The organism is Pseudomonas sp. P1_C12 (assembly GCF_056406435.1).
The window spans coordinates 50276-66956 of record NZ_JBFUAE010000008.1; the positions used below are offsets into that span (position 1 = coordinate 50276).

Here is a 16681-nt window from a genome sequence, read left to right on the forward strand (position 1 = left end):
TCATTTCCCGCTCTGTCAGCCAGGCGACAATCTCTAGGAGTTTTCATGGATATGCAGGTCTGGCGTCCACGCCTGATGAGCGGTCAGTGGTTCAGCCATTTGCCTGATTCCCTACAGGATAGTCTGCTGTCGGCGGCCAGGTTGCGGCGCCTGTCGCCGGGCCAGCGGCTGTTCAAGCGCGGTGATCCGCCCTGTGGCCTGTACGCGGTACTTGAAGGCGCGGTGCGCGTCGGTGCCGTGAGCGAGCAGGGCAAGGAAGCCTTGTTGAGCCTGGTGGAGCCGCCGCACTGGTTCGGCGAAATCTGCCTGTTCGATGGCCAGCCACGCACCCACGATGCCTACGGCGTCGGCCAGTGCACACTGCTGAATATTCCCCAAAATACGTTGCTGGCACTGCTCGACGAGCATCCGCAGCACTGGCGGCAACTGGCGTTGCTGATGAGCCAGAAATTGCGCATGACCTTCATCAACCTCGAACAGTTGAGCCTGTTGCCGGCCCCGGCACGGCTGGCGCACCGCTTGTTGATGATCGCCGAAGGTTATGGCGAGACCGCCCCCCCGCGTCGCGTCCTGCAACTGCCCCAGGAGCAGTTGGCATCGATGCTGTCGCTGTCGCGCCAGACCACCAACCAGATCCTCAAGGATTTGCAGGGGCAGGGAATCATCGGGCTGAGTTACGGCGAAATCGAAATTATCGATGCCGCGCGGTTGCGGGTGTTGGCGATGGTTTGATGCCTGATTAGGGCGTCAGCAAATGTAGCTGGACTTCGATCAAAATCTGCACTAAATACAATGCATAGTTGTTAATTTGACAATATATGCACTGTATGTAATGCATGGTGATGATATGGAAAACCTTGGCGAACTGATCCGAACCTTGCGCAAGGAGAGAAAACTCTCTCAGCAAGACGTGGCACAGAAGTACGGAATGAGCCGTGCAACAATCTCCGGCATCGAAAACAACACCATTTCCGAAATTGGTCTGCGCAAGGTCGAGGCGATACTCAACGGCTTCGGTTATGAGCTGACCGCCGTGCCGCGACAATCGAAGCGGCCGACGCTGGACACCCTGAAAAAGGTGGATTTCCATGGATGAGCCGCAGGAAAAGGATCGACTGGCTATCAGCGTTTCCAACAGTGCGGTCGGAATCCTCGGTCGTGGCCAGCCTCCCATCGACACCGTGTTTGCCTACGCCGAAAACGCGCCCGAACAAAACGCCGTCTCGTTGACCATGCCGGTGCGTCTGGAGAGTTACGCGTGGGAACCAGGTGTCCCACCGGTTTTTGAAATGAATCTGCCTGAGGGAGCCCTGCGCGATGAATTGACACGACGCTTCAGCAAGGCCGTTCGAGGGTTTGACGATTTTTCGATGCTGGCCATCGTCGGCCCGCACCAGCTCGGAAGAGTCGGCATTTCAAAGGCGCAGGATCCGGGCGACCAGCCACCTGAAACCAGCCTGGCGGACCTTCTTGTACATGATGGTGCGCAAGGTTTGTTCGAGGACCTCTTGCAGACCTATGGCCAGTATTCAGGCGTTTCCGGTGTACAGCCGAAGGTACTGGTGCGTGACAGCGCGTCAACCATCGATCGGCTGTCCCATCGGGGGGCGACGCATCTGGTCAAAGCCTTTCGTCCAGAGCAATACCCGGAACTCGCTGCCAATGAATACTTCTGCATGCGGGCGGCGTTACATTCGGGGCTTGAGGTACCGAAGTTTCAGCTCAGTGAACACGGTAAATTTCTGATCGTTGAACGCTTCGACCTGAATGAAAAAGGTTACTTGGGGTTCGAGGACTTCTGCGTGCTCAATGCGTGGCCTTCAAAAGCCAAATACGATGGTTCATACGAAGGTGCGGCCAAGCAGATCAAGGCCTTTGTTTCTCCTCCTTTGCTCAATCAGGCACTTGAGTCGTTTTTCAAAATCGTCGCGCTTTCATCGGGTCTGAAAAATGGCGACGCGCACCTCAAGAATTTTGGCGTTCTCTACGAAGATTGTGGTGTCGATGCGCCAATCAGCCTGGCACCTGCCTACGACATCATCACCACTTCGATCTACATCAAGACCGATAGCATGGCGTTGTTATTGGGCGGATCGAAGGCGTGGCCCAAGTACAAAATGCTGATGCGATTTGGTCGCTCCGCCTGCAATTTGACCGAGGGGCGCTGCAACGAATTGCTGCAACAAGTCATCCATGGGATGGAAATGGCGATGGGCGAGATGGGCCAACACATAAAGGCAAACAGTGCCTTTGCCGAGATTGGAGAGGCAATGCTGGAGCAGTGGAACGAGGGTATGGTACGCAGTCTGGTCAAAGGCTAGATCAGCGCAACCCATCCCGAAACTGCCCCGGTGTCATCCCGGTCCAGCGCTTGAACGCACGACTGAAGCTGCTGGTGTCGGCAAACCCGAGCAGATAACTGATTTCGCTCAACGAGCATTGTGGATCGCGCAGGTGCAGCAACGCCAGGTTCTCACGGCTTTCGTTGAGCAGCGTATCGAACCGGCAGCCTTCATCGGCCAGGTGCCGTTGCAGGCTGCGCAGGCTCAGGTGCAGGGCCTTGGCGATGTGTTCGGCGCTGGGTTCGCCTTCGGGCAGTTGTTCTTCAATTGCATCGCGGACCTTGCGTTCCCACGTCAGCGGCTGGAGTTGTGCCAGGGTGCGCTTGAGCACCGTTTCATTGTGTTCGGCCAGTTCCGGGTTGGCGTCATCCAGGTGGCTGTCGAAGTCGACGAGGGCGAATTCCAGTCGATCCTCGTCGGCGCCGAAGTGCACGGGCGAGCGAAAGACTTTATGCCATTGATGCGCGTCTGCCGGCTCCGGACGGCGCAGGTAGGTCGCCAGCGGTGCATAGTCGCGGCCCAGGCGATTGCGGCAGGTGCGCACGTAAATCGCCATGAACGCATCGATGGCCTCGAAGGCCGGAGCCGGGTTGCCGGCAGGGATTTTCAGGCGGAAACAGTAGTGATCTTCGGTGCGGGTCAGTTCCAGTTCCAGGGCATCGCTGACCACCTGGTGATAGCGCACGATGCGCTCGAACACTTCCCGCAGGCTGCCGCTGGCGACCAGCGCATAACCCAGCGCATGGAAGGTGGTCGGGCTGACGAAACGCGAAACCCGCAAACCAATCGCCGGGTCACCGCTGGCCTGCACCGCCAGACTCCACAGGTGCGTGGTGCCCGACAGCGGGTAGCGCGCGTTCGGGTCGTCCATCAGTTGCGGGTCGAGCCCCGCTTGCTGGCACAGGGCGGTGCTGTCGATGCCCAGGGCATCGAGTTGCTTGCGCAGGGCGCGGGTCCAGCTGGCGAGGGAGGTCGGTTCAGTCATGCTGATTGGCGCTTCCGGTCAACAGGTTGGCGTTCTTGGCTACCGCATTGCGAATGTCCGCAAGGCAGGATGCAACCATCAATAACCAGAGGATGGAAGCATGAGCGGTACTTCTGCAAGCCCCCAGCGACTGAATGCATCACAGCGATCAGCGCATATCCGTGAAGTGGTACTGGCCAAAGGCGTCGAGTTGCGCGAGCGCTATCCGATTCTCAGGCATCAGGACGCCATGGGCGCGGGCATTCTGGCCTTCGCCCTGGCCGGTATGGTCGGTTCGGCCGCGCTCTACATAACCGGGCACATCGCCTGGTGGGCGTGCCTGTTGCTCAATGCGTTTTTCGCCTCGTTGACCCATGAGCTGGAACACGACCTGATCCATAGCATGTACTTCCGCAAGCAGAAAGTGCCGCACAACCTGATGATGGGCCTGGTGTGGTTGGCGCGGCCGAGCACCATCAATCCGTGGATTCGCCGACACCTGCACCTCAATCACCACAAGGTCTCCGGCTCCGAAGCCGACATGGAAGAACGCGCCATCACCAATGGCGAGCCATGGGGATTCGCACGGTTTCTGATGATTGGCGACAACATCATGTCGTCGTTAATCCGCATGCTGCGGGCCAAGACCTTGGCCATGAAGTTCAGCATCATTTACCGCACGCTGAAGGTCTACGCACCGCTGGCGCTGATGCATTGGGGTGCGTGGTACGTGTTTCTCGGCTTCCACGCAGCGAACGGCGTTGCGCATCTGATGGGCGCACCGATCGAGTGGTCCGCGACCACGTTGTCGGTGATGCAGGTGATCGACATCGCGGCGGTCGTGATCATCGGCCCGAACGTGTTGCGCACGTTCTGCCTGCACTTCATCAGCTCGAACATGCATTACTACGGAGACGTGGAGCCGGGCAACGTGATGCAGCAAACGCAAGTACTGAACGCGTGGTGGTTGTGGCCGTTGCAGGCGTTCTGCTTCAACTTCGGCAGCAGCCACGGGATCCATCACTTTGTGGTGAAGGAGCCGTTTTACATCCGCCAGTTGACCGTGCCGGTGGGGCACAAGGTGATGCGCGAGATGGGTGTGCGGTTCAATGATTTCGGAACGTTTGCGCGGGCTAACCGGTTTGAGCGCCGGGAAGAAGTTCAGGGGCAGGCTGTGGAGGGTGCGCGCGCCTGATGGCCTCTTCGCTGGCAAGCCAGCTCCTACAAAGGCCGCGCATAACCTGTAGGAGCTGGCTTGCCAGCGATGGCGGTGGTTCAGGCTGAATCAATCCGGTTGAAACGGCGACTCACTCAGGATCACCCCAGTCTCATCCACATACCGCTGCCAATGTTCGATCAAGGCACCAAGCTTGTGCGGGTGGCTCGACGCCAGGTCATGAATCTCCCCCGGATCACTACCCAGGTCATACAGCTGCCAGGTCGCCGGCCCCACCGGTCCCGGAATGTACACCGCCTTCCATTGCCCCTGTCGAATCGCTCGCCGACCGAACAGTTCCCACCCGGTGACAGTCTGCTCGTCATGCACTTGCGCCGTCTCGCCCGACAGAAACCCCAGCCACGACTTGCCGCGAACTTCCGCAACGGGTTTGCCATGCCACTGCTTGCCCGGATGGCGCACACCGGCGAGGTCGAGAATGGTCGGCGTGATGTCCATCACCGTGCCGAAACCGTGGCTGATCTGTCCCTTGAGCGGCAGTTGCGGGTAATGCACCAGCGCCGGCACGCGAATCCCGCCTTCGGTGGTGAAGGCCTTGAACAGCCGCGATGGCGCGGTCGCCACTTGCGCCCAGTTCGGCCCGTACCAGACGTAGGAGTTGGCGCGGCCGATGTTGTCCAGGCTGTTGTCGTAATGCTGGTTGAGATAGGTCAGCAACTGCGGGCCGAATTTCGGGAAGGCCTCCAGCAATGCCCCTTCGGCGCCGTTATCGGACATGAACAGGATGAACGTATTGTCCAGTTGCCCTTGCTGGCGCAGATAGTCAACGACACGCCCGATGTTCCAGTCCATGCGCTCGACCATCGCCGCATAAACCTCCATGGCCCGCGCGGAGATCTGTCGTTGCTCGTCGCTCAGGGCATCCCATTGTGCAGTCAGCTGGATCAACGGATGCGGCTCGACATCGGCCTCGATCAGCCCCAGTTTTTTGAGTTTTTCCAGGCGCTCGAGGCGCAGTACTTCAGGGCCGGCGTCATAGCGCCCATGGTATTTCTCCACCACCTCGGCCGGCGCCTGCAATGGCCAGTGTGGTGCGGAAAACGGCAGATAGGCGAAGAACGGCCGGGTCTGGTCGCGCTCCTTGAGGTATTGCAGCAGCTTGTCGCCAAAGGCGTCGGAGGAGTAGAAATCCTTGGGCAGTTCATCAATGAAGGTGTCGTCTTCGGTGTACAGCGCCGGCGTGGATTTCAGCAGCCGTGGCGTCGTTTCATCGTAGGTCGGCTCGAACCCGTAGTGGTTGGCCGCGCCGGGCAACAGCGAAAACGAACGCTCGAAACCCCGGGCATGGGGCGCCAGTTCTGCGGTCAGGCCCAAGTGCCATTTGCCGCTCATCAAGGTCTGGTAGCCGGCCTCGCGCAGCAGTTCGGGCAGGGCGACCACGCGGTCGTTCAAGTGCCCTTCGTAACCGGGTTTACCGATCAGATCCGGGGTCAACGCTTCGGCCATGGTGCCGATGCCGGCGATGTGGTGATCGGTGCCGGTGAGCAGCATCGAACGGGTCGGCGAGCAGGTTGGTGCGGTGTGAAAATCGGTCAGGCGCAAGCCATTGTTGGCCAATGCATCGAGGTTCGGCGTGTTGATTTCGCCACCGAAGGCGCCGAGGTCGGAAAAGCCCAGGTCATCGGCCAGGATCACTAGAAAGTTGGGACGTTGCGGCATCAAGCATTTCCTTTTTCAGTAGGCTATGAAGGACAGCGGCAGATCGCGGACCTGCACCGGCACGGGGGGCTGGTAGTGATCGTCGCTGGTGAGTTCGTGCAGCAGTTCTTCGCGCAGCTGGTGGAAGTCGAAACTGCTGCGCTGGCGCGGATGGGGCAGGGCAACGTCGACCACTTGCTTGATCCGCCCCGGACGCGGCTCCATCACCACCACGCGGTCGGCGAGGAAGATCGCTTCCTCGACGTCGTGGGTGACCAGCACCGTGGTGATTTTTGCCCGCGCGCGGATCGCTAGCAGTTCGTCCTGCATCTGTTGGCGGGTCAGCGCATCGAGGGCGCCGAAGGGCTCATCCAGCAGCAGAATCCGTGGGCTGGCCACCAGGCCGCGAGCAATGGCCACGCGCTGCGCCATGCCGCCGGAGAGCTGGTGCGGATAGGCGCGAGCGAAGTCGCTCAAGCCCACCAATTCGATGAAATCGCTGATGCGCTTTTGCTTTTGCACAGCGCTCAATGGCTCGTTGACCAGGCCCAGGCCGATGTTGTCGGCCACGCTCAGCCACGGGAACAAGCGGTGTTCCTGAAAGACGATGCCGCGCTCGCCGCCGATGCCGGTGACGGCTTTGCCGTCCACACGGATCTGCCCGCGAAATTGTGTGTCGAGGCCCACCAGCAGCCGTAGCAAAGTGGATTTGCCGCAACCGCTGGAACCGACGATGGCGACGAACTCGCCCTCGGCAATCTCCAGGTTGAATTCTCGAATGGCCTCCAGTTCGAATCCGTCGACATCGAAGGTTTTGCCCACGTGATTGAAGCTGACAATTGATGCGTTCATGCGTGTCTCCAGCGAGTGACGCGGATTTCCAGGCGTTGGCCAATGAGGTTGAGCAGGGCACCGGTCAGGCCCACCAGCAGCATGCCGGCCATGATCAGGTCCATGCGCAGCAGTTGTTGGGCGCCGATCATCTGGCTGCCGATGCCGCCGTTGGACGGCATGAAATATTCGGCGCCGATGGTGCCGAGCCAGGCGTAGATCAGGCTCAGCCTGAGCCCGGCGAAAATTCCCGGCGCCGCGCCCGGTAGCACCAGTCGACCGAGGCGCTGGCGCAGATTCAGGCGCAACACCTGCGCGGCTTCGTTCAGTTGCGGCGACAGGTGCGCGACGCTGCGTTGGGTGGCGATAAACAGCGGGAAAAAGGCGGCGAGGGCAACGAACACCCACTTGGCCAGTTCCCCCAGACCGAACCACGCGGTGAGCAGCGGCACCCAGGCGAATATGGCGATCTGGCGGAGGGCGGCGAGGGTTGGGCCGAGCACGCGTTCACTGGTGTGCGACAGCCCGAGCAGTAATCCCAAGGCAAACCCGAGCCCGCCACCGAGCAGTAACCCGCCAAGGGTTCGGCCCAGGCTCAGGGCCATGCTGCCAATCAAAGTGCCGTCGAACAAACCATCCCGGGTTGTCTGCAGGACGGCCAGCGGGCTGACCAGAATGCTCGCGTCAATCCACTGCTGATCCGAGGTCAGTTGCCACAACGCCAGAAGCACCAATGGCAGCAGCCACGGTTGCAGACGTTGCCAGCCTTGATAATGCGGCCCGCGACGGATTTCGGCGGTGGCCGGGTGCGGCCAGTGCACCAGTTTCCTGTCCAGCAGACCGATGCCGCGATCCATCGCCACGCCGATCAGGCCGATCACCACGATGCACACGAAGACGATGTCGAGCATGAACAGCTGTCGCGCCCAGACCATCAGGTAACCGATGCCTTCGCTGGACGCGAGCAGTTCGACAGCCAGCAGCGAGGTCCAACCGGCAGCCAGCGCGAGGCGTACACCGGCCATGAATGCCGGCAGTGCGGCAGGCAGCACCAAGCGTCGGATCAACAGATGCCTGGGCAAGCGCAACACGGCGGCGGCCTCGCGCAGCTTTGGTTGTGCATCGCGCACACCGACCAGTGTATGCAAGGTCACTGGCACCACGATGGCCTTGATCAGCACCACCAGTTTCAGCACTTCGCCAATGCCGAAAAACACCATGAACAATGGAATCCAGGCCAAGGTCGGAACTTGCGCCAACCCGGCGAAGGTCGGAAACACCAGGCGCTCCAGTCGACGACTGAAACCCAGTGCCGCACCCAAAACAGCACCAGCGCTGATACCGGCCAGCAGCCCCCAGAACAAGCGTTGCAGGCTGATCCACAAATGACTCCACAACTCGCCTTGGGACAATTCCAGCGCGCTGTTCCAGACCAGGCTCGGTGCCGGCAGGATCTGCTCGCTCATCCAGTGCTGGCGGCTGGCGAGCCACCACAATGCAAACAGGCTGAGGGGCAAAAGCCAGGGCAAGAGCCGCTGGCTCAGCGTCGGCCAGAGTCGTCGACCTTCAAGCTGAGGTGCGGCCAGTGGCAGATCGAGAAGTGAAACACGGGTCATGAGGTGACCTCCGTTGTCGGAATGGACGCGTCATCAAAAACACACGGTCTCTTGTAGGAGCTGGCTTGCCAGCGAAGGCGGTGTATCTGATAGACCGGGTTGTCTGAATTCGCTGGCAAGCCAGCTCCTACAGTTATTCGTTATTGATCTATAAATGTATAAAAATAAGCTATTAAGAAATAATAAGGGTCATTTAAGGCATCACCGCCGACCCGCATCCAATGCATTCGAAGAATATTTTCGATGCCGTTCCTGCATACCCGGGCAAGAGGCCCGGAAGTGTTGATATAGATCTAAATGGTCTAAAAATGTGAATTTATAGTATTTAAGTGTTGGTTCCACTTCGGCCTACTTTCGGCTCCTCAACGCCCGTTGCCCCAAGGAGCCGCACCCATGAACCTTCCCTTCAAACGTGTCATCAGCCTGTTCGCCGCACCGGCCCTGGCGGGTCTGCTGGCCTTCACGGCCAACGCTAGCGAACTCAAGGAAATCCGCATTGCCGTGCCGGACCTGAGTGCCGGTACCCAGCACAGTGGCGGCGGTGTCGTGGATGTGCTGCGCGATCAGCAGATCTTCGAAAAGGCTTTCGCCGATCAAGGCATCAAGATTCAGTGGAGCTTCTTCAAGGGCGCAGGCCCGGTGATCAACGAGGCATTCGCCAACGGTCAGGTTGACCTGGCCTACCTCGGCGATCTGGCGGCCATCATCGGCAAGTCCAATGGTCTGGATACGCGACTGCTCAGTGCCTCTGCGCGCGGGGTGAAGCATTACCTCGGCGTGGTACCGGGTTCGGGGATCAAGACCCTGCAGGACCTCAAGGGCAAACGCGTGGCCATCTTCCGTGGCACCGCCAGCCAGTTGTCCTTCGATGCGGCGCTGGCCAGCCAGGGGTTGAGCGAGAAGGACGTGAAAGTCATCAACCTCGACTTCAACGCGGCGGTCGCGGCGCTGGCGGCGAAGCAGATCGATGCCTCGTGGGGCGGTTCCGGGCTCACGGCGTTACAGGCCAAGGGGCTGGCCGAGTTGCCGCTCAATACCAAGGATCTGGGCGGTGCCGGCAGCGTGCAGGCGGTGCTGATAGGGACCGGGAAGTTTGTCGATGCACATCCGGAGGCGGTGGCGAAACTGCTCAAGGCCCAACAGCAGGCCGTTGAGTGGCTGACCCAGGACAGCAACAAGGACGCCTACATTCAGTTGGTGTCGGGGCTGGCGAGTTATCCACCGGTGATTCTTTCTCAGGATTTGAAGGATCAGAAACTGAGTGAGGTTTTCCCGTCGACGCTTGACCCGGTGTTCCTTGGCAAGTTGCAGGATGCCGTGGATCTGGCTTCGCAGCAGAAGCTGATTCGCAAGTCGTTCAAGGTCAGTGACTGGGTGGCGCCGGAGTTGGCTGCGGCCAGGCTTTAAATCTCAAAAGATCGCAGCCTTCGGCAGCTCCTACATCGATCAGTGTAGGAGCTGCCGAAGGCTGCGATCTCTTGATCTTCAAACAGCAACGGCCATCTGCTGCCTGTCCACCGCCACCAACGTCTCGATCATCGCCCGCGCCGCCGGTGACAACCGAAACCCCGTGCGGCTGACGATCCCGCATCGCGCATTCATGCTCTCGATGTTATGCGGCAAGTTGCGCCAATGCAGTAGCACCAGCGAACCTTGGGCAATGTCCTCGATAAACGCCTCCTCGGTGCCGACGCCAATCGCATTCGATTGCAGCACCACTTTCACCAGCGCCGGGAAATGTTCGGTCTCGATGCTCGGCGAAAAATCCACTCGGCCACTGAGGTTCGCCAGCAGTTTGCGAATGCCTGGCGGGATCATCGTGGTCGCCAGCGGGTAATCGAACATGTCGTTGGTCGACAGGCTCTCCTTGGCCAGCAGTGGATGCCCGGGGCGGCAGAAAAACACGCCGCGCTTGGGCGTCAAAGCCTGGGTCTGGAAGTTCGGATCGGACTCGAAATGGCGGATGTCGGCGATGAAGAATTCGATCTCTTCACGGCTCAGGGCGCGGCTGAGTTTTTCCCAGTTATCCACCTCGAAACAGGTGCGCACTTTCGGGTGCGCGTTGATGAATTGCGCCACTGCATCCGGCACCAGTTTCACCGCCGGTGCCGGGCCGCAGCCGAAACGCAGCTCACCGGCATCGAGCTTGGTCATCTGCGTCACTTCGGCATTCAAGAGGGCCGCGCCTTGCACCAGGCTGCGGGCATGTTGCAGCACCACCAGGCCTTCGGGGGTGGGGCGCAAATCCTTGTTGCCGCGGTCCACCAGGACGCAGCCGAACTCGTGCTCCAGCCCCTGAATGCTGCGGCTGAAGGCGGGCTGGGTGATGCCCATGGCCTCGGCCGCGCGCACGAAACTGCGGTGTTCGTCGAGGGCGATGAAGTAACGCAACTGGCGAAGATCCATATGCTTTTCCGGCATCCTAAAAATAGCTCGAAGGCATTTGCGACGAGGGTTGACTGAGGTTTTAAATGCAACCTCTTATTCCGTCAACGAAGCATGTAGATATCTATTAGATCTAAATTGAATATAGATAGAGCAGTGTTTCGCGGCCGGTTCAACCGCAAGCAGTCTGATGAGGGTCTACCCATGAGCAATGCCGCTTTCGCAGTACAACCCGCTGTTCACGCGCTTGAAATCCACCCGGTGGCTGGTCGCATCGGTGCCGAAATTCGTGGCGTACAGCTTTCGGGCGAGCTGGATGCCGCCACTGTTGAAGCCATTCAACAGGCGCTGCTGCAATACAAAGTGATCTTCTTCCGCGAGCAGACCCAACTCGACGATCAGCGCCAGGAGGCGTTCGCCCACCTGCTCGGCGAGCCGGTGGCACACCCGACCGTACCGGTGCGCGAGGGCACGCGTTTTCTGTTGGAACTGGACGGTGCCGAGGGCCAGCGAGCCAGCTCCTGGCACACTGACGTGACCTTCGTCGAGGCCTACCCCAAAGCTTCGATCCTGCGCTCGGTGGTGGCCCCGGCTTTCGGCGGCGACACCCTGTGGGCCAACACTGCCACCGCCTACGACGGGTTGTCGGTGGAGCTGCGTGAGCTGGCCGACAAACTGGTCGCCGTGCACAGCAACGAATACGACTACGCCGGTACCAGGCCAGACGTCTCGGCCGAGAAACTGGAGCGCTATCGCAAGATCTTCACTTCGACCGTCTACGAAACCGAACACCCGGTGGTCCGCGTGCACCCGATCAGCGGTGAGAAGAGCCTGTTGCTGGGGCATTTCGTCAAACGCATCAAGGGCTATTCCCAGGCCGATTCGGCGCATCTGTTCGGACTGCTGCAAAGCCATGTGATCCGCCAGGAAAACATCGTGCGCTGGCGCTGGAAGGCTGGCGATGTGGCGATCTGGGACAACCGCTCCACTCAGCATTACGCGGTGGATGACTACGGGACTCAAGACCGGATCGTGCGGCGGGTGACGCTCAAGGGAGAAGTGCCGGTGGGTGTGAATGGGCAGGTCAGTCAGACCGTGAAAGGGCCGGATATCGGCGGCGTCTGAGCCGACGCCTTCGCGGGCAAGCCCGCTCCCACACTGACCGTGTGAACACTGGAGATCCCCTGTGGGAGCGAGCCTGCTCGCGATGGCGGCCTGGCAAGCAATAAAGCATTTCTTTTGATCGGGAACCCCGCCTTATGAGTCCGTTGTACCTCGCCCCAACGTCGTCACCCCAACGGCTCAAACGCCTGCCTCTGGCCCTGCTGCTGGCAGGAAGCGCCGGTTGGACCCAAGGCTATGCGGCCGACAGCACCACCCCTGAAACCACCCCCGCAAAAACCGCCACGGCCGACAATGCACAACTGGAAACCGTGACCGTAACCACCCGCCGCCGCGAAGAAAGCGCGCAGGATGTGCCGACGCCCATGAGCGTGGTCAGCGGCCAGACCCTGGAAATCCAGCGGGTCTATCGCATCCAGGATTTGCAGCAACTGGTGCCCAGCGTCAACGTCGCCTACATGCATGCGCGTCAGTCCAGCGTGTCGATTCGAGGCCTGGGCAACAACCCGGCCAGCGATGGCCTGGAGGGCAGTGTCGGGCTGTACATCGACAATGTTTATCTCGGTCGGCCGGGCATGGCCGTGTTCGACCTGATGGACATCGAGCAGCTCGAAGTGCTGCGCGGTCCGCAAGGCACTTTGTTCGGCAAGAACACCACGGCGGGCGTGATCAACATCAGCACCCGTGCGCCGACTTTTACCCCGGAGCGCAGCATCGAATCTTCGGTCGGCGAGGACGGATACTTCCAGACCAAGGGCACGATTTCCGGCCCGCTCAATGACGAACTGGCCGGACGCTTTTCTGCGTACCGCACCCGCAGCGACGGTGATATCAAGAACGAATTCGACGGCCACGATTTGAACGGCGGCTCCCGCGATGGCTTCCGTGGCCAGTTGCTGTTCAAACCCAACGAGTCATTCAACCTGCGCTGGATCGGCGACTACAACGAAGAAGATTCCAGCGCCGGCACCCGCGTGTTGTTCAGCACCGGGCCGACCATCAATGGCACCAACCTTTACCAGCGTCGGGCCAATGCGGCGGGTGCGACACTGGTTGACGGCACGCACCGCAAGGTCAATCTGAACAGCGACCAGCACGTCACCGTGCACCAGGGCGGCACGTCGGTCGAGGCCAACTGGACGCTGCCGAGCGACTTCACCCTGACCTCCATCAGCGCCTATCGCTGGTGGAATTTCACCCCACGCAATGATGATGGCCTGAACGTATCCGTCTTCCACAACGCTGGCGTTTCGGTGGAGGATAAGCAGTATTCCCAAGAGTTTCGCCTGGCCTCGCCTACCGGTGGATTCTTCGATTACGTGCTCGGCGCCTATTACTTCGGTTCCGACCTGGACAACAAATCCTTCACCTTTTACGGCCCGCAAGCGGACATCTGGAACGGCACGCCGAACGGGGCGCTGAACAACATCGACAGTGTCGGCAACGGTCATATCGAAACCAACAGCTTCGCGCTGTTCGCCCAAGGCACCTGGCACCTGACCGAGCGCCTGGATTTCACCGCCGGGTTGCGCGGCACCTATGAAGAGAAAAACGCCAGGGTGACCCGTGATGCGCCGGCCGGTGGTGCCGCGGTCACCGGTGCGGCGGCCGCGGCACGACGCGCTCGTGCGGGGGTCTTCGATTCCGGTGATCTTAACCAGTACAGTTCCAGTCCCTCGGGCCTGTTGAACCTCAGCTACCGCCTCACCGACGACCTGCTCACCTACGCCACGTTGTCCCACGGCGAAAAATCCGGCGGGGTCAATCTGGCTGTCGGCACCGCGCCGGTGGCCGGCGCCGATTCGCTGCTGATTGGCACCGAGCGCGCCAACAACGCCGAACTCGGTTTCAAGAGCACCCTGTGGGACCGTCGCCTGCAACTGAATGCCAACGTGTTCTGGACCCAGGTCAACGGCTATCAGACCAACGCCTTCGACGAAGTCAACCGCGTGCAGTTCCTGACCAACGCCGGCTCGGTGCGCTCCCGTGGCGTGGAATTCGAAAGCACCCTGCTTGCGTTGCGCGGCCTGACGCTGAACATCAATGGCTCGTACAACGACGTGAGCTACCTCTCGTACAAAGATGCACCCTGCCCACCGGAAGTCAGCCTGGCGCCGGGCGCTCCGGCATCCTGCGACCTCAGCGGGCATCAAGTGGTGGGCGCTTCGAAATGGATCGGCAACGCTAACGGCGAATACAAGTGGAACCTGAGCAACGGCTTCGAAGAGTACGTCACTGCCAGCTATGCGTTCCGCTCCAAAGCGGTGGGCACGGTGGAAGATTCCGACTTCGGGCAGATCCCGAGTTATGCAGTGGTCAACCTGTCCACCGGCCTTCGCGGCGACTTCAACCAGGGGCAGTGGGACGTTTCGTTATGGCTGAAAAACGCTTTCGACAAAACCTACTACACGACGCTGTGGACGGCTGCGAATGGCGGTTATGAAGGCCTGCTCGGCACGCCACGAACGCTGGGCGTGACCGGTCGATACGACTTCTAAGAAGGGGGGGGGTCAGCAATGGGCAATGTCCAGACCGCTGCCAGTGCGCATGAAGTGTTGTGGCGCCAGGCACCTGGTGGCGAGTTGGTCGACCTCGGCCAACCGCACCGCGTGCCCTTGGGCCAGTTGCGTTTGCAGCGTTCGCCCAAGGGCATTTTGAGCCGAAGGGAAACGATCCTGCTCGGCGTGCTGGCGCTGCTGGTACATGGCGCGGTGATTTATTGGGTCAATCAGCAACCGACCCCAGTGCTGCCGATCGTGCCGCCGGAAATTCCGCCGATGACCATCGAGTTCTCGCGGCCGGCGCCACCGGTGGTCGAACCACTGCCACCACAACCCGTGCCGCCAGTGGTTGAGCCGCCTCCGCCCGTGGAAGACGAACTGGCCGTGAAACCACCGCCACCGAAGCCGGTTCCCAAGCCTAAACCGGTGGCCAAACCGATACCGATACCGAAACCGGCGCCCAAGGCGGTTGAGCAACCACCTGCGCCTGTGACACCGGCAACGCCCGTCGCCGCCCCGGCATCACCTGCACTGCCGGCGCCCGCGCCTGTGACACCGGCCTCCGCAACGGCCGGCTACTTGAAAAACCCGGTGCCGGAATACCCGTCGCTGGCCCAGCGTCGCGGCTGGGAAGGCACGGTGTTGTTGCGCGTGCACGTGCTGGCCAGCGGCAAGCCCGGCGAGATCCAGATCCAGAAAAGCAGCGGTCGTGATGCACTCGACGAGGCCGCGCTGAACGCGGTGAAACGCTGGAGTTTCGTGCCGGCCAAGCAAGGTGATGTCGCCCGGGACGGCTGGGTCAGCGTGCCCATCGATTTCAAGATTCATTAAACCGAAACCAAATTCGCGCGAAACGTTTATACGAGGAATACACCATGACTTTACTGGCATCTCCACTTGAATCCATCGAAAGCGCGGTGATCTGGCTGCTGGTGGTTTTTTCCGTCGTGACCTGGGGTCTGGCATTGCTCAAGGGCGTGCAGTTCGGTCGCCTCAAGGCACAGGATCGAAAGTTTCATCAACAGTTCTGGGCTGCGTCGAGCCTCGACTCGGCGGCCGAACTGAGCGAAACACGGCCCGGTGCCGCGGCCCGTGTCGCGCAGGCCGGTTATGCGGCCATCCAGGTGGGCGAGGCGCCGCAAGCGGCGGATTTGAGTCAGGCGATCAACCATCAGGATCGCCTGGAGCGGGCCTTGCGTCAGCAGATCGTGCGCGAGCGCCGGTCGCTGGAAACCGGGTTGGCGGTGCTCGCGAGCATTGGCAGTACCTCGCCGTTCATTGGTTTGTTCGGCACGGTGTGGGGAATCATGGAAGCGTTGAGAGGCATCAGTGCGGCGGGCTCGGCAAGCCTGGAAACGGTTGCCGGACCGATTGGCGCGGCACTGGTCGCCACCGGTGTGGGGATCGCCGTCGCGGTGCCGGCGGTGCTGGTGTACAACTATTTTTTGCGCCGTTTGAAACTGACGGCGGCGGACCTGGATGACTTCGCCCATGACTTCTACAGCCTGGCGCAGAAGAGTTCGTTCCGTGTGCTGATCCACCCGAAGGCGCACAAGGTGGCAGCCCAGGACAATGCGCAGAAAGTGAAGGAGGCGTCCTGATATGGCTTTCTCCACGCAAGACTCTGATGAGGTGCTGAGCGAGATCAACGTGACGCCACTGGTGGATGTGATGCTGGTGTTGCTGGTGGTGTTCATCGTCACCGCGCCGCTGCTGACCAACGCAATTCCGATCAACCTGCCCAAGACCGAAGCGGTGGCGCCGGTGGAGCAGAAAGATCCGTTGGTGGTGAGCATCGACGGTGCCGGCAAACTGTTTATCAACAAGGACGAGATACAACCGGACTTGCTGGAGTTCAACCTCAAGTCGGTGAAGGCCAAGGACCCCGAGGTGCGCGTGCAGTTGCAGGCCGACAATGGTGTGAATTACGGCGAGGTGGCGCGGGCCATGGCGTCGATTGAGCGGGCAGGGATTACCAAACTGTCGGTGATTACTGCGCGTTAACGGATTTTCGTTTTCCGGGGCCGTCTCCTTGGCAGGGAGCG

General features: G+C 60.5%; 15 protein-coding genes. 10 read left to right on the plus strand and 5 right to left on the minus strand.

Annotation, left to right across the window (positions count from 1 at the left end; genetic code table 11):
* Positions 1-45 precede the first annotated feature (45 nt).
* The 3 genes from AC1D19_RS15705 (at position 46) to AC1D19_RS15715 (ending at position 2321) form a co-directional block, all read left to right on the plus strand.
* A complete protein-coding gene (locus AC1D19_RS15705) occupies positions 46-732 on the plus strand; it encodes a Crp/Fnr family transcriptional regulator (RefSeq protein WP_477754291.1) in 687 nt (228 codons plus the stop codon).
* Positions 733-847: 115 nt separating this feature from the next.
* Complete coding sequence (locus AC1D19_RS15710; RefSeq protein WP_477754292.1) at positions 848-1096, plus strand: helix-turn-helix domain-containing protein; 249 nt, start codon at positions 848-850, stop codon at positions 1094-1096.
* Entirely contained in the window at positions 1089-2321 is a 1233-nt protein-coding gene (locus AC1D19_RS15715; protein ID WP_477763735.1) for a type II toxin-antitoxin system HipA family toxin, read from the plus strand. Before AC1D19_RS15710 ends, AC1D19_RS15715 begins: the two co-directional genes overlap by 8 nt.
* Before the next feature lies 1 nt (position 2322).
* On the opposite strand, the gene AC1D19_RS15720 is transcribed toward AC1D19_RS15715, so the two are convergent.
* Positions 2323-3327, minus strand: coding sequence for an AraC family transcriptional regulator (locus AC1D19_RS15720; protein WP_477754294.1), 1005 nt, complete (start codon positions 3325-3327; stop codon positions 2323-2325).
* A gap of 100 nt (positions 3328-3427) precedes the next feature.
* Between AC1D19_RS15720 and AC1D19_RS15725 the strand changes: the two genes are divergently transcribed.
* Entirely contained in the window at positions 3428-4501 is a 1074-nt protein-coding gene (locus tag AC1D19_RS15725) for a fatty acid desaturase (protein ID WP_477763736.1), read from the plus strand.
* Positions 4502-4591: 90 nt separating this feature from the next.
* Here the strand turns inward: AC1D19_RS15725 and AC1D19_RS15730 are convergent, their stop codons facing one another.
* From AC1D19_RS15730 to AC1D19_RS15740, 3 genes are read right to left on the minus strand one after another with little or no spacing between them, the layout of a single operon-like run.
* Entirely contained in the window at positions 4592-6202 is a 1611-nt protein-coding gene (locus AC1D19_RS15730) for an arylsulfatase (protein ID WP_477763737.1), read from the minus strand.
* Positions 6203-6217: 15 nt separating this feature from the next.
* Complete coding sequence (locus AC1D19_RS15735; protein WP_477759877.1) at positions 6218-7033, minus strand: ABC transporter ATP-binding protein; 816 nt, start codon at positions 7031-7033, stop codon at positions 6218-6220.
* Positions 7030-8628 carry an ABC transporter permease gene (locus AC1D19_RS15740; protein WP_477763738.1) on the minus strand — a complete coding sequence of 533 codons (1599 nt, stop codon included), beginning with the start codon at positions 8626-8628 and terminating at the stop codon, positions 7030-7032. The genes AC1D19_RS15735 and AC1D19_RS15740 overlap by 4 nt, the downstream gene beginning before the upstream one ends.
* Positions 8629-9021: 393 nt before the next feature.
* Here AC1D19_RS15740 and AC1D19_RS15745 point away from each other — a divergent pair, with 393 nt between their 5' ends.
* On the plus strand, positions 9022-10035 hold the full coding sequence (locus AC1D19_RS15745) for an ABC transporter substrate-binding protein (protein ID WP_477763739.1): 1014 nt from the start codon (positions 9022-9024) through the stop codon (positions 10033-10035).
* Positions 10036-10113: 78 nt separating this feature from the next.
* Here AC1D19_RS15745 and AC1D19_RS15750 read toward each other — a convergent pair whose 3' ends face one another.
* The gene (locus AC1D19_RS15750) at positions 10114-11034 is read right to left on the minus strand and encodes a LysR family transcriptional regulator (RefSeq protein ID WP_477763740.1); all 921 of its coding nucleotides are present in this window, start codon (positions 11032-11034) and stop codon (positions 10114-10116) included.
* 183 nt (positions 11035-11217) lie between these two features.
* Between AC1D19_RS15750 and AC1D19_RS15755 the strand changes: the two genes are divergently transcribed.
* From AC1D19_RS15755 to AC1D19_RS15775, 5 genes are all read left to right on the plus strand, one after another.
* Positions 11218-12138 (plus strand): TauD/TfdA dioxygenase family protein, encoded by a 921-nt coding sequence (locus AC1D19_RS15755; protein WP_477763741.1) that lies wholly within the window; start codon positions 11218-11220, stop codon positions 12136-12138.
* Positions 12139-12272: 134 nt separating this feature from the next.
* Positions 12273-14633, plus strand: coding sequence for a TonB-dependent receptor (locus AC1D19_RS15760; RefSeq protein WP_477763742.1), 2361 nt, complete (start codon positions 12273-12275; stop codon positions 14631-14633).
* Between the two features lie 18 nt (positions 14634-14651).
* Positions 14652-15467, plus strand: coding sequence for an energy transducer TonB (locus AC1D19_RS15765; RefSeq protein WP_477763743.1), 816 nt, complete (start codon positions 14652-14654; stop codon positions 15465-15467).
* Between the two features lie 44 nt (positions 15468-15511).
* A complete protein-coding gene (locus AC1D19_RS15770) occupies positions 15512-16237 on the plus strand; it encodes a MotA/TolQ/ExbB proton channel family protein (RefSeq protein WP_477763744.1) in 726 nt (241 codons plus the stop codon).
* A gap of 1 nt (position 16238) precedes the next feature.
* The gene (locus tag AC1D19_RS15775) at positions 16239-16640 is read left to right on the plus strand and encodes an ExbD/TolR family protein (protein WP_477755164.1); all 402 of its coding nucleotides are present in this window, start codon (positions 16239-16241) and stop codon (positions 16638-16640) included.
* The last annotated feature ends 41 nt before the right edge of the window (positions 16641-16681 follow it).

Bases quoted from the DNA above. Each gene is read 5' to 3' on its own strand.
- AC1D19_RS15705 (WP_477754291.1), top strand. From the start codon at position 46: ATGGATATGCAGGTCTGGCGTCCACGCCTGATGAGCGGTCAGTGGTTC.
- AC1D19_RS15710 (WP_477754292.1), top strand. From the start codon at position 848: ATGGAAAACCTTGGCGAACTGATCCGAACCTTGCGCAAGGAGAGAAAA.
- AC1D19_RS15715 (WP_477763735.1), top strand. From the start codon at position 1,089: ATGGATGAGCCGCAGGAAAAGGATCGACTGGCTATCAGCGTTTCCAAC.
- AC1D19_RS15720 (WP_477754294.1), bottom strand. From the start codon at position 3,327: ATGACTGAACCGACCTCCCTCGCCAGCTGGACCCGCGCCCTGCGCAAG.
- AC1D19_RS15725 (WP_477763736.1), top strand. From the start codon at position 3,428: ATGAGCGGTACTTCTGCAAGCCCCCAGCGACTGAATGCATCACAGCGA.
- AC1D19_RS15730 (WP_477763737.1), bottom strand. From the start codon at position 6,202: ATGCCGCAACGTCCCAACTTTCTAGTGATCCTGGCCGATGACCTGGGC.
- AC1D19_RS15735 (WP_477759877.1), bottom strand. From the start codon at position 7,033: ATGAACGCATCAATTGTCAGCTTCAATCACGTGGGCAAAACCTTCGAT.
- AC1D19_RS15740 (WP_477763738.1), bottom strand. From the start codon at position 8,628: ATGACCCGTGTTTCACTTCTCGATCTGCCACTGGCCGCACCTCAGCTT.
- AC1D19_RS15745 (WP_477763739.1), top strand. From the start codon at position 9,022: ATGAACCTTCCCTTCAAACGTGTCATCAGCCTGTTCGCCGCACCGGCC.
- AC1D19_RS15750 (WP_477763740.1), bottom strand. From the start codon at position 11,034: ATGGATCTTCGCCAGTTGCGTTACTTCATCGCCCTCGACGAACACCGC.
- AC1D19_RS15755 (WP_477763741.1), top strand. From the start codon at position 11,218: ATGAGCAATGCCGCTTTCGCAGTACAACCCGCTGTTCACGCGCTTGAA.
- AC1D19_RS15760 (WP_477763742.1), top strand. From the start codon at position 12,273: ATGAGTCCGTTGTACCTCGCCCCAACGTCGTCACCCCAACGGCTCAAA.
- AC1D19_RS15765 (WP_477763743.1), top strand. From the start codon at position 14,652: ATGGGCAATGTCCAGACCGCTGCCAGTGCGCATGAAGTGTTGTGGCGC.
- AC1D19_RS15770 (WP_477763744.1), top strand. From the start codon at position 15,512: ATGACTTTACTGGCATCTCCACTTGAATCCATCGAAAGCGCGGTGATC.
- AC1D19_RS15775 (WP_477755164.1), top strand. From the start codon at position 16,239: ATGGCTTTCTCCACGCAAGACTCTGATGAGGTGCTGAGCGAGATCAAC.